General features: G+C 42.1%; 11 protein-coding genes. All 11 read left to right on the top strand.

Annotated features, from left to right (window positions below; genetic code table 11):
- Nucleotides 1–103 precede the first annotated feature (103 nt).
- The 11 genes from I2I33_RS00400 to I2I33_RS00350 all read left to right on the top strand — a co-directional run bounded on the left by I2I33_RS00400 (nucleotide 104) and on the right by I2I33_RS00350 (nucleotide 15633).
- Nucleotides 104–1849, top strand: a complete 1746-nt coding sequence (locus I2I33_RS00400) for a fimbrillin family protein (protein ID WP_158571877.1) — start codon at nucleotides 104–106, stop codon at nucleotides 1847–1849.
- Nucleotides 1850–2120: 271 nt separating this feature from the next.
- Nucleotides 2121–3140, top strand: a complete 1020-nt coding sequence (gene fbp, locus I2I33_RS00395) for a class 1 fructose-bisphosphatase (protein ID WP_204247524.1) — start codon at nucleotides 2121–2123, stop codon at nucleotides 3138–3140.
- Between the two features lie 84 nt (nucleotides 3141–3224).
- Entirely contained in the window at nucleotides 3225–5282 is a 2058-nt protein-coding gene (locus tag I2I33_RS00390) for an acetate--CoA ligase family protein (RefSeq protein WP_087419738.1), read from the top strand.
- Between the two features lie 9 nt (nucleotides 5283–5291).
- The gene (locus I2I33_RS00385; RefSeq protein WP_087418996.1) at nucleotides 5292–5519 is read left to right on the top strand and encodes a hypothetical protein; all 228 of its coding nucleotides are present in this window, start codon (nucleotides 5292–5294) and stop codon (nucleotides 5517–5519) included.
- Nucleotides 5520–5575: 56 nt separating this feature from the next.
- On the top strand, nucleotides 5576–6262 hold the full coding sequence (locus I2I33_RS00380; RefSeq protein ID WP_087419737.1) for a hypothetical protein: 687 nt from the start codon (nucleotides 5576–5578) through the stop codon (nucleotides 6260–6262).
- Between the two features lie 79 nt (nucleotides 6263–6341).
- Entirely contained in the window at nucleotides 6342–6992 is a 651-nt protein-coding gene (locus I2I33_RS00375) for a flavodoxin domain-containing protein (RefSeq protein WP_087418995.1), read from the top strand.
- Nucleotides 6993–7175: 183 nt separating this feature from the next.
- Entirely contained in the window at nucleotides 7176–7556 is a 381-nt protein-coding gene (locus I2I33_RS00370) for a cupin domain-containing protein (protein WP_087418994.1), read from the top strand.
- A 149-nt stretch (nucleotides 7557–7705) separates the two neighbouring features.
- Nucleotides 7706–9997: a S9 family peptidase gene (locus I2I33_RS00365; protein WP_087418993.1), complete on the top strand. Its 2292-nt coding sequence runs from the start codon at nucleotides 7706–7708 to the stop codon at nucleotides 9995–9997.
- Between the two features lie 168 nt (nucleotides 9998–10165).
- Nucleotides 10166–10723 carry an RNA polymerase sigma-70 factor gene (locus I2I33_RS00360; RefSeq protein ID WP_087418992.1) on the top strand — a complete coding sequence of 186 codons (558 nt, stop codon included), beginning with the start codon at nucleotides 10166–10168 and terminating at the stop codon, nucleotides 10721–10723.
- Between the two features lie 73 nt (nucleotides 10724–10796).
- Nucleotides 10797–11960 (top strand): FecR family protein, encoded by a 1164-nt coding sequence (locus I2I33_RS00355; protein WP_087418991.1) that lies wholly within the window; start codon nucleotides 10797–10799, stop codon nucleotides 11958–11960.
- Between the two features lie 70 nt (nucleotides 11961–12030).
- Complete coding sequence (locus tag I2I33_RS00350) at nucleotides 12031–15633, top strand: SusC/RagA family TonB-linked outer membrane protein (protein ID WP_229128134.1); 3603 nt, start codon at nucleotides 12031–12033, stop codon at nucleotides 15631–15633.
- The last annotated feature ends 22 nt before the right edge of the window (nucleotides 15634–15655 follow it).

Raw genomic sequence — 15655 nt, 5'->3', positions numbered from 1 at the left:
TATTGTTGTAAAAATTGCTATTTAGTATTATTTTAGTATTTTTGTGAGTATTCTGGTTTTGGTGATCGGCGAATGAAATTATTAACCATAAATGTATGTGTTTATGAAAGAGGTTTGGTTGTATAGTGTAGTGTGTTTATGTATGCTTCAAAGTTGTACCCGAATCGAATCAGATGAATCGGGAGAGCAGGAAATTTGTTTTAGAGGGAATGTGCAAGAGTTACAACAAGTTAATTTGTCGGAATCTAGGGTGGGGTTGGGTAGTGGAAATAAAGTGCAGTTGTATATCGTGGAGCAAGATGAAGAAGGGGTGAAATTACCTGCAAGTGAGGATTTTTATCAAATGAGTAGCGATGCGGATGGGAATGTAAATTTTGAGGACGGGGAAAAGCACATTTATCCGAATAACCCGATAAACATATATGGGTTTTGTTGCAAAGGAATGGAAGGGAATCCCGTGAACCTTTTGAAAGTACCTGTAATGGTAGAAGGGGAACAAGTGACGGGGGATGCTTTATTGAGGTCTGATTTTTTGTATGTAAAATCGGAAGAGCGTTATCGGGCAAGTGATAATGCGATTTCATTGAGTTTTAGTCACCAGTTTGTAAAGTTACAATTTTGTTTTAGAACAGATACCCCAGAGACGGTTGATTTAGGACAGATAACGACTCTTGAGGTTTTAAACGTTGTCCGGGAGGGGAATTTTGACGTGACCACGGGTGAATTGACGTTGGGAGATGCTATTGATGATATACAGGTGCAACCGGCAAATGAATCGATGGTGATTGTTTTGCCTCAGAGGGTTAAAGGTGGGGATGTTTTGTTTCGTTTTGTTCAAGGTGGAAAAGAAAGGTCGTATTCGGTGCCGGCAGCGGGTATGTCATTGGAAAAAGGGAAGGTGTATAAGTGTGATATTTTGATCAATCAATATCCGGGAGCGGGTGATAAAGACGTGGTGATCAGTACTCGGGTTGAAGATTGGGATGAATCTGAACCGCCCATTCATATTGTGTTTGAAGACGGGCAGAATGTGGTGGCAACGTTGACGGATGTTGCGAGTGGGGTGGTCGTGAATCGGGCGGATTTGTATTTGTCTTCTGAAAATAAAGTCCATGAGAAGTTGAATATTCCTGTGATAAATAATAAGATGGAATTTATGTTCCCAAGGGAAAAGAAAGGCGAGACATTGCGTTTGAACAAGGCTCGTTTTTACACGGAGGCGGGAGATGAGTTTGATTATTATTTTAAGGATAAGGAGTTGCTGGGTGATAATCTGGATGAGTTGTCTCTGGTGGCACCGAAAGTTGGGGATGCTTGGGGAGATGGGGTGATTTTTGCAGTAGGAGAGGTGACGGGATATGATGAAAATACATCTTCTTTCGTGACGGATGTAAAAGGGATAAATGCCTATCGGGGACGGATGGTGTCAAGTAAGATGTTAGGGGAGTTGGCTTGGTGTGAAAGTGGAGCCAAAGGAGAAAAGGTATCGGTGGGAGCGAGTGATAAAAATAATGGAAAAACAAATACGATTGCATTGGAAAATTTCATCAAAATGAATGGTGAAAAATTGGAGAATTACCCGGCATTTGTAACTTGTCGTGATTTGGGAGATGGATGGTATTTTCCGGCATATAACGAAATAAGGTGTGTTGTTGCTAATAAAGATATGTTGAATGTCAAAATTGAGGAGCAATTAGGAGATCTAATATCTCTTGTTGAATTATATGGGAGTTCTACAGAGAAGGAAGGGGAACCTACGCACTATATTGGTCCTGATAAAATAGGGAAAACGGTATATCCATATACTAAAATAAGTCAGGCAAAAGTTCGTGCTGTTCGTGCCTACTGATGAAACTTCTCATGATGGATTGACGTAATGCTTTAAGATGAACTTGAGTATCAATATGGATACGTCATAATGTTGATGGAAAACGCTTTATCTTCGTGATAAGGGGTATACGGCGGAGAGAAGATTGATGTTTCGTCATCGATTGCAGGCCTCTTCGTGAATTCGGGCTATACGCGTAAGGATTTGAAAGGGAGAAACGGAATAAAACCCGCAAACCTTTTAAATTAAAGATTATAACTCTATATTTGCAAAAAAATTAAAACACATAACCATGATAATGCATAAAGTTACAACTTTAAATCAATTTATTATTGAACGGCAAGCCGAGATTCCCGGGGCTACCGGAGAATTTTCACGACTTTTGCACCATATAGGTATCGCTGCTAAAAAAGTTCACCGGGAGGTAAATAAAGCTGGTTTGGTAGATATACTTGGAAAGGTGGGTTCAATCAACGTGCAAGGAGAGGACCAACAGAAGTTGGATGTCTATGCCGACAAAACTTTTATGGATGAGTTGAGGGCGAGTGGCGAGTGTTGTGGGGTAGCTACCGAAGAGAATCAGGACATCGTGGTTTTCGAGGAGGGATTAAGCAAGGACGGGAAGTACATCATCTGTATGGACCCGCTGGATGGATCGTCAAATATTGACGTGAATGTTTCCGTGGGTACGATCTTCTCTATTTATAAACGTATTTCTCCTATCGGGGAACCGCTCGTGATGGACGATTTCTTCCAGCCCGGAACAGAGCAGGTGGCTGCCGGTTATGTGATTTACGGGTCATCAACCATGTTAGTGTATACTTCCGGTAACGGGGTGAATGGTTTCACGCTGGATACTTCTATCGGGGAGTTCTGTTTGTCTCACCCGAATATGCAAACACCGGAAAGCGGAAAGATATATTCTATTAACGAGGGTAACTACGTGAATTTCCCCGTAGGTGTGAAAAAATTCATCAAGTATTGTCAGGAGAAAGATGAGGCTACGAACCGGCCGTACACGTCCCGTTATATCGGGTCTTTGGTGGCCGATTTCCACCGAAATATGTTGAAAGGTGGGGTGTTCTTATATCCGCAGACGAGTTCTCACCCAACAGGAAAGTTGAGATTGTTGTACGAGTGTAACCCGATGGCGTTTATTGCCGAACAATCCGGAGGGTTGGCCACGGACGGGGAGCAGCGAATCATGGAGATAAAGCCGGAGGCTCTCCACCAGCGGGTGCCGTTATACACGGGTTCGAAGAAGATGGTACAGAAAGTACAGGAGTTTCTGACATTCTTCAATAATATATAGAAACAAAAAAACTTCAAATGGATGATTGTAACAGCGATCATCCATTTGAAATTAAAGAGGAAGTTAAAAATAAAATCGAAATATATGATAGCAAAACAATTAATTGAGCCAAAGAGCATTGTGGTTGTGGGTGGTTCTGACGACATTCACAAGCCCGGGGGTACCGTGTTACGGAATTTGCAAGATGGAAATTTCAAAGGTTCGCTTTACGTGGTGAATCCGAAGATGGATGAAGTGCAGGGAATCAAGGCGTATCGTGACGTGAAGGATCTTCCGGAGGTGGATTGTGCTATTTTAGCGATTGCTGCTAAATTCTGTCCGTCAACCGTGGAGGTTCTTGCAAAACAGAAGAACACGAAAGCATTTATTATTCTCTCTGCCGGATTCCATGAAGAAAACGAGGAGGGAGCCAAGCTGGAGCGCCAAATTGTGGAGACGATTAATTCAGTAGGTGGATCTTTGATCGGACCGAACTGTATCGGTGTTTTGACAAACCATTATAGTGGTGTGTTCACAAGCCCGATTCCGGAACTGAACCCACAAGGGGTAGATTTGATTTCCGGTTCTGGTGCGACGGCATTGTTTATCATGGACTCCGGAATGCAAAAAGGAATCAAATTCAACAGTATGTATTCCGTGGGTAATTCAGCTCAATTAGGTGTAGAGGAGATTTTGGAATACATGGACGAGTCGTTCGATCCGAAGACGAGTTCCCGGGTAAAATTATTATACGTGGAGAGTATCGAGAAGCCGGAGAAGTTGTTAAAGCATGCATCTTCTTTGATCCGCAAGGGATGCCGGATCGCTGCCGTTAAGTCAGGAGGTTCTGCTGCCGGAAGTCGTGCTGCTTCTTCTCACACGGGAGCTTTAGCCAGTTCGGATGTTGCCGTAGAGGCTTTGTTCCGCAAGGCGGGTATTGTGCGTTGTAACGGACGTGACGAGTTGATGACGGTTGCCGGAATTTTCATGCATCCGGAAATGAAAGGTCGTAACATGGCTGTCGTGACTCATGCCGGTGGACCTGCCGTTATGTTGACAGATGCTCTTTCTAACGGAGGGATGGATGTTCCGCATATTGAAGGTGAGAAAGCGCAGGAGTTGTTGGCGAAATTGTTTGCCGGGTCGTCCGTGGGTAACCCGATCGACTTTTTGGCAACGGGTACGGCTGAACAATTAGGATATATTCTAGATGCTTGTGATCAGGACTTTGACAATATTGACGGGATGGCGGTTATTTTCGGTAGCCCCGGTTTGTTCCCCGTGTTCGACGTGTACAGGGTACTTGACGAGAAGATGAAGACTAGCAAGAAACCGATTTTCCCGATTTTCCCTTCTTCCAAGATCGTGAAGGACGAGATTGCGGAGTTCGTGTCTAAAGGCCGTGTTTATTTCCCGGACGAGGTGCTGTTTGGAAATGCTTTGTGCAAGATTTACAAGACTCCGGCCCCGCAACCGGAACATTTTGAAATGCCGGATATGGACGTGAAGAGAATCCGTGAGGTGGTGGATAACGCGCAAAACGGTTATTTGTCTCCGGACGAGATTCATACTTTGTTGGATGCTGCCGGGGTAGCGAGAGCTAAAGAGGGAGTTTCTGATAACGAGGAGGAGATTGTTAAGATGGCAAAAGAGATCGGGTTCCCGCTGGTGATGAAAGTTGTCGGACCGATCCACAAATCGGATGTTGGTGGAGTCGTGTTGAACGTGGGCGACGAGGAGACCGTTCGTCGTGAATTCAAGCGGATGATGCAGATCAAGGATACGTACGCGATTATGCTGGCTCAACAGTTGAGCGGAACGCAGGTGTTTATCGGTGCTAAACGGGATGATAAGTTCGGTCACATGGTACTTTGTGGGTTGGGAGGTATTTTTATCGAGGTGTTGAAGGACGTGAAGGCCGGATTGGCCCCGATGTCTAAAGACGAGGCTCATGGTATGATTAAAGAGTTGAAATCTTACAAGATTATACAAGGGGTTCGCGGACAAGAACCTGTGAACGAGGATAAGTTTGCCGAGGCCGTGATGAGAATCTCTGCTTTGGTGAAGGTTGCCCCGGAAATCTTCGAGATGGACTTGAACCCGTTGTTAGGAAATAAAGATAACGTGGTGGCTGTAGATGCTCGTATCCGTATCGAGAAATAGAAATTTCTCATGCGAGCTTGGAAAAATTATAGCAAGGAAGAGAGAAAGATGATCATCATAATAGGAGTATTGCTGCTGGCAATACTCCTAAGTTTTGGTCGTATCAGTAGCGGTTGGAAAAAAGGATTTGATTTCTTCTATTCCTCTCCCAAGGAGGAAGTGAATAAGGACGCCCGGTTGAACCAAGGTCCGGAGGACGGGAACACGGATGCGTCGAGCGAGAGTACAGAAAAATAATGTTTAAAATTCCCCGGGAGGGTGTGGTTTTCCGGGAAACGGGTAAAGTATGTGTGATGAAAAAAAGTGATTTTATTGTTATCGGGTGTGTAATCGTATGCCTGTTGCCTTTCTTCGTGTCTGATGCCGTGTATTCTTTTTATAAAACATTTAATGCCGAGCATGGTATGATTATGAGCTTTTTGAAGTTCGCAATCTTGTCAACACTAGGGGAATGTATCGGATTGAGGATCAGTGCCGGGGTGTATAACCGGAAAGGTTTCGGGATCTGGCCCCGTGCTATCGTGTGGGGTGTGCTGGGAATGGGTATCAGTATGGCAATGACGATTTTTTCAAGCGGGGTTCCGGTCTTTCTGAAGACGATGGGCATGGAAAATGCCGTTACCGTGATGGGGGAGAGTTTATCGTGGGATAAGGTGTTCGTGGCCTTCTGTATTTCCGTGGCGCAGAACACGATTTTCGCTCCTGTTTTTATGACATTGCACAAGATCACGGATACGCATATACTGAGTCATGGAGGGACGTTATCCGGTTTCTTTACCCCGATCAAGATGGGGGAAATCATGGCAAATTTGAATTGGCGGGTACAGTGGAATTTTGTTTTCAAGAAGACGATTCCTTTTTTCTGGTTCCCGGCTCACACAATCACTTTCTTGTTGCCGGGTGATATGCGGGTTTTATTCGCAGCCTTGCTAGGGGTTGTCCTAGGAGTTTTGTTAGCGATTGCCACGCATAAAAAATAGACGTCTATAACTTTTCGTCTTTCTTACCGTATAGTTTATAGTTGATAATAATGGTTTAATCACTATAAACTATATTTCTATGGATAAAAATAAGATTGAACAAAAGAAACCGGGTTTGAATCAAAAGGGCGTGGAGGAGGATAGTCCTTTACGTTTGACGGCCGATCTGGAAGGGAACTATCTGCTGGATGAGCGGACAAGCGAGATGAAGTGGTTGGGGATTTTCTATTCTCCCGCTGGGGGAAGTGTTCACCGGGTTGCCAAGATGCTGAAGAAGAAGATCGGAGCGGATAAGGTGGATATGTTTTGCGTGAATGATATTCAAGCGGGTAAGTTATTGGATTACAAGAATCTGATACTGGTATGTTCTTCTTTGGGACGTAGTACCTGGGAGAGGGAACAGCGGGATCGTTGGGCGAAGTTCTTTCCCGGAATGCGTAAGATTTCTTTGAAAGATCGTTTCGTGGCACTTGTCGGTTTGGGTGACCACGTGACCTATCCGAAGAATTTTGTGGATGGTATGGGGTATATGGCGGAATTGGTGACGGGACTTGGCGGAACTCTCGTGGGAAAGACTTCGACAGATGGGTACGTGTACGAGGATTCCACAGCAGTGATTGATGATTTGTTTGTGGGGTTACCTTTGGATGAAGATTTTGAACCGGAAAAGACCGATGCCCGGATAAGTAAATGGCTGGATATGGTGTTACCGGAGTTCGAGAGAATATGATATTTATAAGTCAAAGGTTTGTAAGATTTATAAATTAGAGGTGGGTCAAAAGTCTTTTGATCCACCTCTAGTTTGTATAGGGGCGTGTTTGTGGTTGAAACCGGGTTTTATTTGGGAAAAAGTAATAATTTTGTATTGCATGATTAAGCGTGTGATTTGGTAAATTTTGATAATGATTTTATTATGGAGGAAAAGTTGAATTATAAAATGCAGATGGATGTTAAGTATGATTATCTTGAAAAGATTAATGTCCCGGAAATCGTAAAGAATTGTACGGATAAATGGTTTAACCAGTCATTGTGCAACGTGAATTCTTCCGTGTTCAGGTTAGGTATCTTTGAGGGCGAGTATCATTTGCATAAACATGATCATGATCATGATGATGAGGTGTTTTTTGTTATTGAGGGTAGTATTATTTTAGAAACGGAAAAAGGTAATTTTGAGTTGGGACAATACGAGGGGGTGTGCGTGCCTAAAGGTGTAATGCATAGGCCTATTGCAAAGAATAAAGCGGTAGTGCTGATGATTGAAAATATTGGTATAGATCCAATTGGAAATGATTGAAAGTTGAATTAAAACTTGTCTTTTTTTTATTTTTTTAGAGCATATATGGGAATTTGTTGAAAAAGAGTTACTTTTGAGGCAAGCGGTTTCATGGTTTATTGGTCTTTACCGTGTCATCGTGCTTATGTAGAACGCAAAATGTATTAAACATGATGAGAAGTATTGTATGCATACTACTCTTCCTGATGGGGAGTAGTGTATTCGCACAAAAGGCGGATTTTAAAGCTTGTGCCAAATTTTCTGAGAGAAATCTTTCTGATTATGTCTACAGTTTATCGGTTTATCCCTCGTGGATCGGGAATTCTGATTTTTTCTGGTATTATTACACGACGGGTGACGGAACGGTGTATTATTTGGTAGATGCTAAGAAGGGGAAAAAGCAAGAATTATTTTCAACGGAACGACTTGCTGCAAGATTAGCAGAATTGACAGGTAAAACTGAAGATGTTCGGAATTTTAAATTGGGAGGGTTCCGTTTTGAGGGAGATAATCCTTATCGATTGATGTTTTCCAGGTACGGGAAAGATTTTGAATACGATGTGAAACGTGATGTCTTGAAAGAATATTCACGGGAAAGAAAAGAGAATAGTTTTAGCCGGGTTCCTTACTGGCAACGCTGGTCTCCGGATAGCAATTATATGGTGTATGCTTACAAGCATAACGTGTATATACAGGAAAAGGGGGACACAACTTCTTACCAGTTAACGACGGATGGAGAACGTTATTATTCATATTCTTTTCAGCGGGATAAGGATACGGACAAGAAGGAAGGGGCATCAATTACTTGGTCGGGGGATTCCAAGGTGTTCTATTGTCTGCGGCAGGATCGTCGGAACGTGGGGGAGGGGTATTTGATTGATCATCTGGCAGAGCCCCGTCCGACCTTGAAAACTTATAAATTTCCGATGCCGGGGGAAAAGTATGTTTACACGTATGATTTACATTTGTTTGATGCAGAGAAGAGATCGCATCAGGTGGTTGACATTGCGAAATATCCGGATCAGGAGGTGAAAGTGATGCTTTTTGATTTTAATAAGTACCCGGAATATATTTATTTTACTCGTAAGAGCCGGACGTGTGACGAGATGGATCTTTGCCGGGTAGATACCCGTACGGGAGAGGTTTTTGAAATTATTCACGAACGTTGTGAGCCACATTTTACAGAGCAATTGTTTGAATGTCGAATTCTGAATGGAGGGGAGGATATTCTTTGGTGGTCGGAACGTTCCGGCTGGGGACAATATTATCTTTATAACAAGGAGGGGCAGTTAAAGAATCCGGTGACAACAGGGGATTTCGTGGCAGGGAGAATTACGGAGATGGACACGTTGGGACGTAGTTTCGTGTTTGAGGGGTATGGTCGGGAGAAGGGAATAAATCCGGAGTATCGTCTTTTCTATAAAGTGAATTTTGATGGTTCCGATTTGACGTTGTTGACTCCCGGAGACGGGTTTCATTCGATTGATCTGGCCAAGAACGGGAAATATTTGATTGATAATTATTCCCGGGCGGATCAGGAGCCGATTGCCGAATTAAGAGACACGAAGGGAAGGAAAATTATGGAATTGGAACGTCCTGATTTACGCTTGCTGTACGAGATGGGATGGAGGAAACCGGAACGGGTAAAGGTGAAAGCGGCTGATGGAATTACGGATCTTTATGGTGTGATGTATCGGCCGTTTGATATGGATTCGACACGGAAGTACCCGATTATCATAAACGTGTACCCAGGGCCGCAAGAGAATTTTGTTCCACAGTCTTTCACGTTGGATGATAATGGAAACGAGTCTTTGGCTCAGTTGGGTTTTATTGTGATTAATGTCGGTTTTCGGGGCAGTTGTTTTACCCGGGGAAGGAATTACCATTGTTTCGGGTATGGAAATTTGAGGGATTATGCTTTGGCGGATTGTAAGTTCGTGATCGAACAGTTGGCTAACCGATATTCTTTTATTGATTTGGACCGGGTGGGTATTTACGGACATTCCGGGGGTGGTTTTATGGCTGCAGCCTCTATTCTGACATATCCGGATTTCTATAAAGTTGCAGTTGCAGCATCCGGTAATCATGATAATAATATATATACGAAATGGTGGGGTGAAACTTATCATGGTGTGAAAATGCATGAGAAGAAAGTGGGGAAACGGGATAGCGTGGTGTATTCGTTCGAATCCAAGATTCCTACGACGATAGAATTGGCTAAAAACTTGAAAGGAAAATTGCTGTTAATAACGGGAGATATGGATATTAACGTGCATATGGCTCATACGATCCGTTTGGCTAATGCTCTGATGCAAGCGAATAAACGCTTTGATTTGATGCTTATTCCCGGGGCGGATCACGGCTTGGGTTCTCCTTATTATGTGAATCTTATCCGGTATTATTTTATTGAAAATCTTTTGGGTCAGAGAGTAGATAATGTTGATATGAATAGCATTGATTGATAATGATTAAACGATCCTTTTTTGATAATTATTTTCAACAAAAAATTATTAGTAATTCAAAGATAACATTTTTTAGCTTAACCTAATTATCAGGTACTTCATTTTTTTCCACTTACAAGACCTTAACATCTTCCTTGAAAATGTAAAAGATCAAAAAAGGATCGTTTAATGACAGAGGAACGAGGTGAGTATATTCGATTTTTGAATGGAGAAGTGCTTGTTTTTAAGCACTTTTTTAAAGAGCATTTCCCCAAATTTTTTGCCTTTACTTCTCGTTTTATTGATGATTCGTATGTACGGGAAGATATTGTGCAGGAAACTTTCATTATTGTTTGGTCCCGACATTTGAAAGTGTTTGATTCAGAAATGGCATTACAGGCTTTTATTTATCGAACTCTTCGAAACAAGTGTCTGGACTATATTCGTCATGAAAAAATCAAAGAACGTTATTCAAGTGAGTATTCGAAGGAACGGGAGACAAGTGATTATTTAATGCAGGCGATCATAGATGAAGAGAGTCGTTTCTTGATTCATAAAGCGATCAAATCGTTAACTCCTCAAGTGCAGGCCGTGATAAAATTACATCTAGAAGGCAAGAAGAATAAAGAGATTGCGGAGGAAATGGGGATAAGTGAAACAACTGTAAAATTTCATAAATCAATTGCTTATAAGGAGTTAAATAAATCATTGGGACATTTATTTTTAATGATTATCATGTTGTCATAGTTTTTTTGAAAAAAATAAAAATTTCACCTATACCGTTTTTTATCTCGATCGTTATTGGGGAAACGAGAGTTAGATGAAAGAGATAAATCAGTATTTATTCATAGCTAAATTAATCTGTAAAGAACGGATTATCGGGTTGGATGATTCGGAGAGAAGACAGTTGGATTCATGGAGGAATGAATCCAAGGAGAGAGAACATGTCTTTTTTAACCTGCAAAGAATTTCCACGGAAGAGTTAGAAAAACGGTATGACGAGGTGGATGTTAATATGAAATGGGAAGATTTCAAGAAACGGCAACAACAGGGAAGGAGAAATATAAGAGTGGGAGTGACTGTTGCGGCGAGTATTTGTTTGTTAATGACAAGTGGGTTGTGGTTATGGTTGGGAGGTGTAAGAGAGGAACGTGTTGTTTTGGCAGAACAGGGACGGCAAAATAATGTTTGTCTCGTGTTGTCAACCGGGGAAGTGGTGGATATTTCGAATGCAGAGCAGGATGAGGTAAAATTGGATAAAGGGACAAAACTTTATTCCGGGAATCGTTTGGAGTACGTTCGACCGGATTCTTTGCATAAGAAGGAGTTGGAGTTTAATCAGTTGATTATTCCGAAAGGGACATTTTACCATTTAGTTCTTTCGGATGGGACGAAAGTGTGGCTGAATGCAGATTCAAAAATAAAATACCCGGTGTCTTTTGGTAAAGATAAAAGAGAGGTCAGTTTGCATGGAGAGGGATATTTCGAGGTTGCCAAAGACAGTACCCGTCCTTTTATCGTGAGTACGGATAAGATGGATGTGAAGGTGCTGGGGACAACTTTTGACGTGAACACGTACGAGGATGAAGGAAAAAGTTTTGTTGTTTTGGTAGAGGGTCTCGTGGAAGTGTCGGCGGGAAAAGGGGAATCCCGGATAATTACCCCGGGACATATGGCAGAAGTGAATATGTATGACGTGCAGGCTAAGATTCAAGTTTCAAAGTGTGACACGGAACATTATGTTGCTTGGAAGAATGGTAATTTCAGTTTTAGGAATGCCTCGTTAACAGAAATTTTGAAACGAGTGTCCCGGTATTATGATGTAACCGTTATTCGGGAACAAGTGTTTGAGGAAGAGTATTATACCGGGGATGTGTCAAGTGACGTCTCGTTAGAGTCTTTGCTTGCCGTTATTGAATCTTCAACTTCTGTATCATTTAAAGTAGAACGCAAAATCGTCTATGTACAAAAGAAAAGAGATTAGGCTAATTGGTCTTTCCTAATCTCTTTAACGCAAAATGTTATATAGACATAACACACAAATATAGGTAAAAATGATGGTAGAAAAGTTTTTTTTCAGGAAATTCAACAAGTGTTGTGCATTTTTGATGCTACTGTTATTCGCAGCGGGTACACTTTGGGCAGGACATTCACCGGAAAAGATAACCTTGAAGGTGACAAACGAGAAACTGGTTAAAGTGCTTGAAGAGATCAAAAAGCAATCCGGGTATAATTTTGTATACAACGAGAAATTCGTGAAGGATCTTGGAGGAATAACAGTTGATGTCAAGGAAGTTTCTTTGGATAGCGTGATGAAAGAGGTGCTGAAGGGAACAGGGTTACGTTATCGAATCCAAGATCGGATTATTTTGTTGGAGAAGGCTCCGCAAGTTAGTAATGAGAAAAGATTCAGAGAAATTAAGGGGAAGGTGAGAGATGACCGTAACGAATCATTACCGGGTGTGACAGTACTTATAAAAGGAACATCTATAGGGGTTTCGACGGATATTGATGGTAATTTTAGTTTGAATGTTCCTGAAGGAAATGATTTATTATTGATTTCATTTGTGGGGATGGAAACGTTGGAGGTGAATCTGAAAGGAAAAACAATGCCATTGGATGTTGTATTGAAACCTAAAGCAGACGAGTTGGATGAGGTTGTTGTGACAGGGTACACACAAACAACGAAACGGCGTTCTACGGGGTCTGTTGGGATTATAAAAAAAGAAGTTTTCGAGAATCGTCCCGTTTCGTCAGTTGATAATTTGTTGCAGGGGCAGATCGCAGGAGTTAGTGTGTTGGCGACTTCCGGTCGACCGGGAGCTTCTTCTAAGATTCGAATCCGGGGAACAAATACATTGACAGGGAACGCCGAGCCTTTGTGGGTTGTGGATGGTGTGCCTTTGCAAAAAGATATCCCCGATATTTCAGCCGGGCAGATAAAATCGGGTGATTTTGATAATATTTTCACGACGGGGCTTGGGGGAATAAATCCCAATGATATTGAGAGTGTGACGGTGTTGAAAGATGCGTCTGCGGCGGCAATTTACGGATCGAGAGCGGCAGGTGGGGTTATTGTAGTGACTACAAAACAAGGGAAAGCGGGTAAGATGAAAGTGAATTATTCCGCTAATGTTTCGATCGTTTTGAAGCCGCAACGGGATATGAATTTGATGAATTCAAGGGAGAAATTAGCTTGGGAGCAAGAGTTGTGGGATGAATTCTCTGCGAAAGGTTTTAATAGCGGGACATATTACCCTGTCGTGGGGATTGTGGGGATGATTCGTTCCGGTAAAGACGAGTTTAAGGGGATGAGTGTCGCGGAGCAGGATGCGTATATCGAGGATTTGGCATCACAGACAACAGATTGGGTTGATATTTTGTTCCGGAATTCATTTTCAATGAGTCATCATCTTTCTTTGTCGGGAGGAAAGGAGGAGTTCACGTATTACCTGTCATTCGGATATTCCAACGAGAAGGGTACGATGAAGAATAACGCGTATAATCGTTATAACGTGAGTTCTAAGATAAATTTGAGACCAGTAGAACGGTTGAACCTTCAGTTTGGGGTGGATTTGGCCAGTCAGAAATCTGATGCTCCTTCGATGAATGTGAACCCGTTGGAATATGCTTATTATGCTAATCCTTACGAGCGCCCGTATAATGAAGACGGGTCGTATAGAGGCGATTACACGTATTTTACATTGAATCGGGTAAATGGCGGATTCACGGAAATGCTGCCGGAAGGGGGAGTGAATATATTGCGGGAGATGGAGGAAACGTCGAGTGATGCTTATAATACAACAGTAGATTTGCGTTTTAGTGTGGACTATCGTCTTTTGAGTAAATTCAGAGTATCCGGGATTGCCTCTTACTCTTTTACAAATAACAAGACGGATAATATAAATGGTAAAGAGTCTTATGCCGCTTTCTTGGATCGGTTGTCTTTTGATAGTTATCCGAGTACTCGGACATATGGGTCTATTACCCAGACTTCCGCAAATAATAGTAGTTATATGGCTCGGTTCCAATTAGGGTATGATGATCTTTTTAATGACCAACATCGCATCGGGATTATTGCAGGAGCAGAAATCCGGGGTGACAATGCCAAGAGTATTTATGAAAAACGTTATGGCTATGACGATGTAACGGGTAATTCATCTATTCCTTTGCCCCCGAAAACAGGAGATAATATTAGTTATAACCAGTTGATTTCATTCGGTAGAATCGTAGATGGGCTTTCTGGACAGAGTCGTACGGAGAATCGTTTTGCATCATTTTATTCGGCTGTAGATTATACTTTACGGGATAAGTATATGGTGAGTCTGTCGTTCCGGACTGACGGGTCAAATAATTTCGGTAGTGACGAGCAATTTAACCCGACGTGGTCTTTGGGGGCGGCGTGGCATATTGGGGACGAGGGGTTCATGCAAAGGATAAATCACGTGTTGAGTCGGTTAAAGCTAAGTCTAGCTATGGGATATACGGGTAATATAAACAAGACGGTGAAACCGAACTTGATCATGAGTTACGAGAGTGATTACAGAAAGGCCGATAATGATATGTACCGGATGGGATGGATCAAAAATGCTCCTAATCCCAAGTTGAAATGGGAGAAAACACGGGACATGAAAGTGGCTTTGGATTTCGGATTGTTTCGTGACCGGATTTCCGGAGTCGTGGAGGGATATTATCGTAAAAGTATAAATTGCGTGACATCGGTGAATGTTCCGGTGATGACCGGATTTTCTAGTCAGAGTTATAATACTTCCGAGCTTGAAAATAAAGGTATCGAGGGTACGATTCGGGCTACTATTTTAGAGTATAAGGGATTTCGTTGGAATATGTCGGCAAATATAGCGTGGAATCAGAATAAGTTGACAAAATATGAATCCCCTACCGGACATATTTACGGGAACTTGTACGTGGGATATCCTTTAGGGGCGGTTTTCGGAGGAAAGACTTCAGGTATCGATCCGACGACGGGGTTGTATAAGTTTAAATTGCGATCGGATGCCGTGATTAACAAGGAGACGGATTACGCAGACGCAACAAATTATCGGTTTTATTTGGGAACATCAACAGCTCCCACGACGGGAGGGTTTAATTTGAATTTTTCATATAAACAATTTGCGCTTAACATAGGAGGTGCTTTTACGCTAGGTGCCAAGTTGTTGAATGATTTAAACACTCCTGCCAGTTATTCCAGTATTTCGGTTGAAAACAAACCCTCGGTAGAAGGAGGGCGTGAATCTATCCCGATGAGATATAACGATTTGTACGTAAGTCATTTAAACGTGCGTAAAGATGTCGTTAATCGTTGGCGTGCAGATCAAACAGTTGGAACGAAATACCCACGGATACTGGATCGTTACGGCGAGCGTTTGTATCTTGACAGGACCAACCCGTCGAGTACTGATATCACTAATGGGGCTTTACTAGAGAATGTTTCTTTTTTGAGAGTTCGGGATATTACATTTACCTATAGTTTGCCGGAAAATATACTGAAAAAGATCTCCTTGTCATCAATGAGTTTCTATTTATCAATGAATAACTTCATCACGATTACAAACTATTCGGGAATTGATCCGGAAACACCGGGTGCTACTTATCCTGTAACACGTTCTGTTTCATTTGGTTTGAATATTGGTTTTTAAAATAAATATGGATTAAATATTT

The organism is Butyricimonas sp. BSD2780061689_150309_C8 (assembly GCF_015560935.1).
Classification (GTDB): Bacteria; Bacteroidota; Bacteroidia; order Bacteroidales; family Marinifilaceae; genus Butyricimonas; species Butyricimonas paravirosa.
Note: the sequence above shows the minus strand (reverse complement) of the source record. Positions and strands in the feature narration are given on the sequence as shown.

Bases quoted from the DNA above. Each gene is read 5' to 3' on its own strand.
- I2I33_RS00400 (WP_158571877.1), top strand. From the start codon at position 104: ATGAAAGAGGTTTGGTTGTATAGTGTAGTGTGTTTATGTATGCTTCAA.
- fbp (WP_204247524.1), top strand. From the start codon at position 2,121: ATGATAATGCATAAAGTTACAACTTTAAATCAATTTATTATTGAACGG.
- I2I33_RS00390 (WP_087419738.1), top strand. From the start codon at position 3,225: ATGATAGCAAAACAATTAATTGAGCCAAAGAGCATTGTGGTTGTGGGT.
- I2I33_RS00385 (WP_087418996.1), top strand. From the start codon at position 5,292: ATGCGAGCTTGGAAAAATTATAGCAAGGAAGAGAGAAAGATGATCATC.
- I2I33_RS00380 (WP_087419737.1), top strand. From the start codon at position 5,576: ATGAAAAAAAGTGATTTTATTGTTATCGGGTGTGTAATCGTATGCCTG.
- I2I33_RS00375 (WP_087418995.1), top strand. From the start codon at position 6,342: ATGGATAAAAATAAGATTGAACAAAAGAAACCGGGTTTGAATCAAAAG.
- I2I33_RS00370 (WP_087418994.1), top strand. From the start codon at position 7,176: ATGGAGGAAAAGTTGAATTATAAAATGCAGATGGATGTTAAGTATGAT.
- I2I33_RS00365 (WP_087418993.1), top strand. From the start codon at position 7,706: ATGATGAGAAGTATTGTATGCATACTACTCTTCCTGATGGGGAGTAGT.
- I2I33_RS00360 (WP_087418992.1), top strand. From the start codon at position 10,166: ATGACAGAGGAACGAGGTGAGTATATTCGATTTTTGAATGGAGAAGTG.
- I2I33_RS00355 (WP_087418991.1), top strand. From the start codon at position 10,797: ATGAAAGAGATAAATCAGTATTTATTCATAGCTAAATTAATCTGTAAA.
- I2I33_RS00350 (WP_229128134.1), top strand. From the start codon at position 12,031: ATGATGGTAGAAAAGTTTTTTTTCAGGAAATTCAACAAGTGTTGTGCA.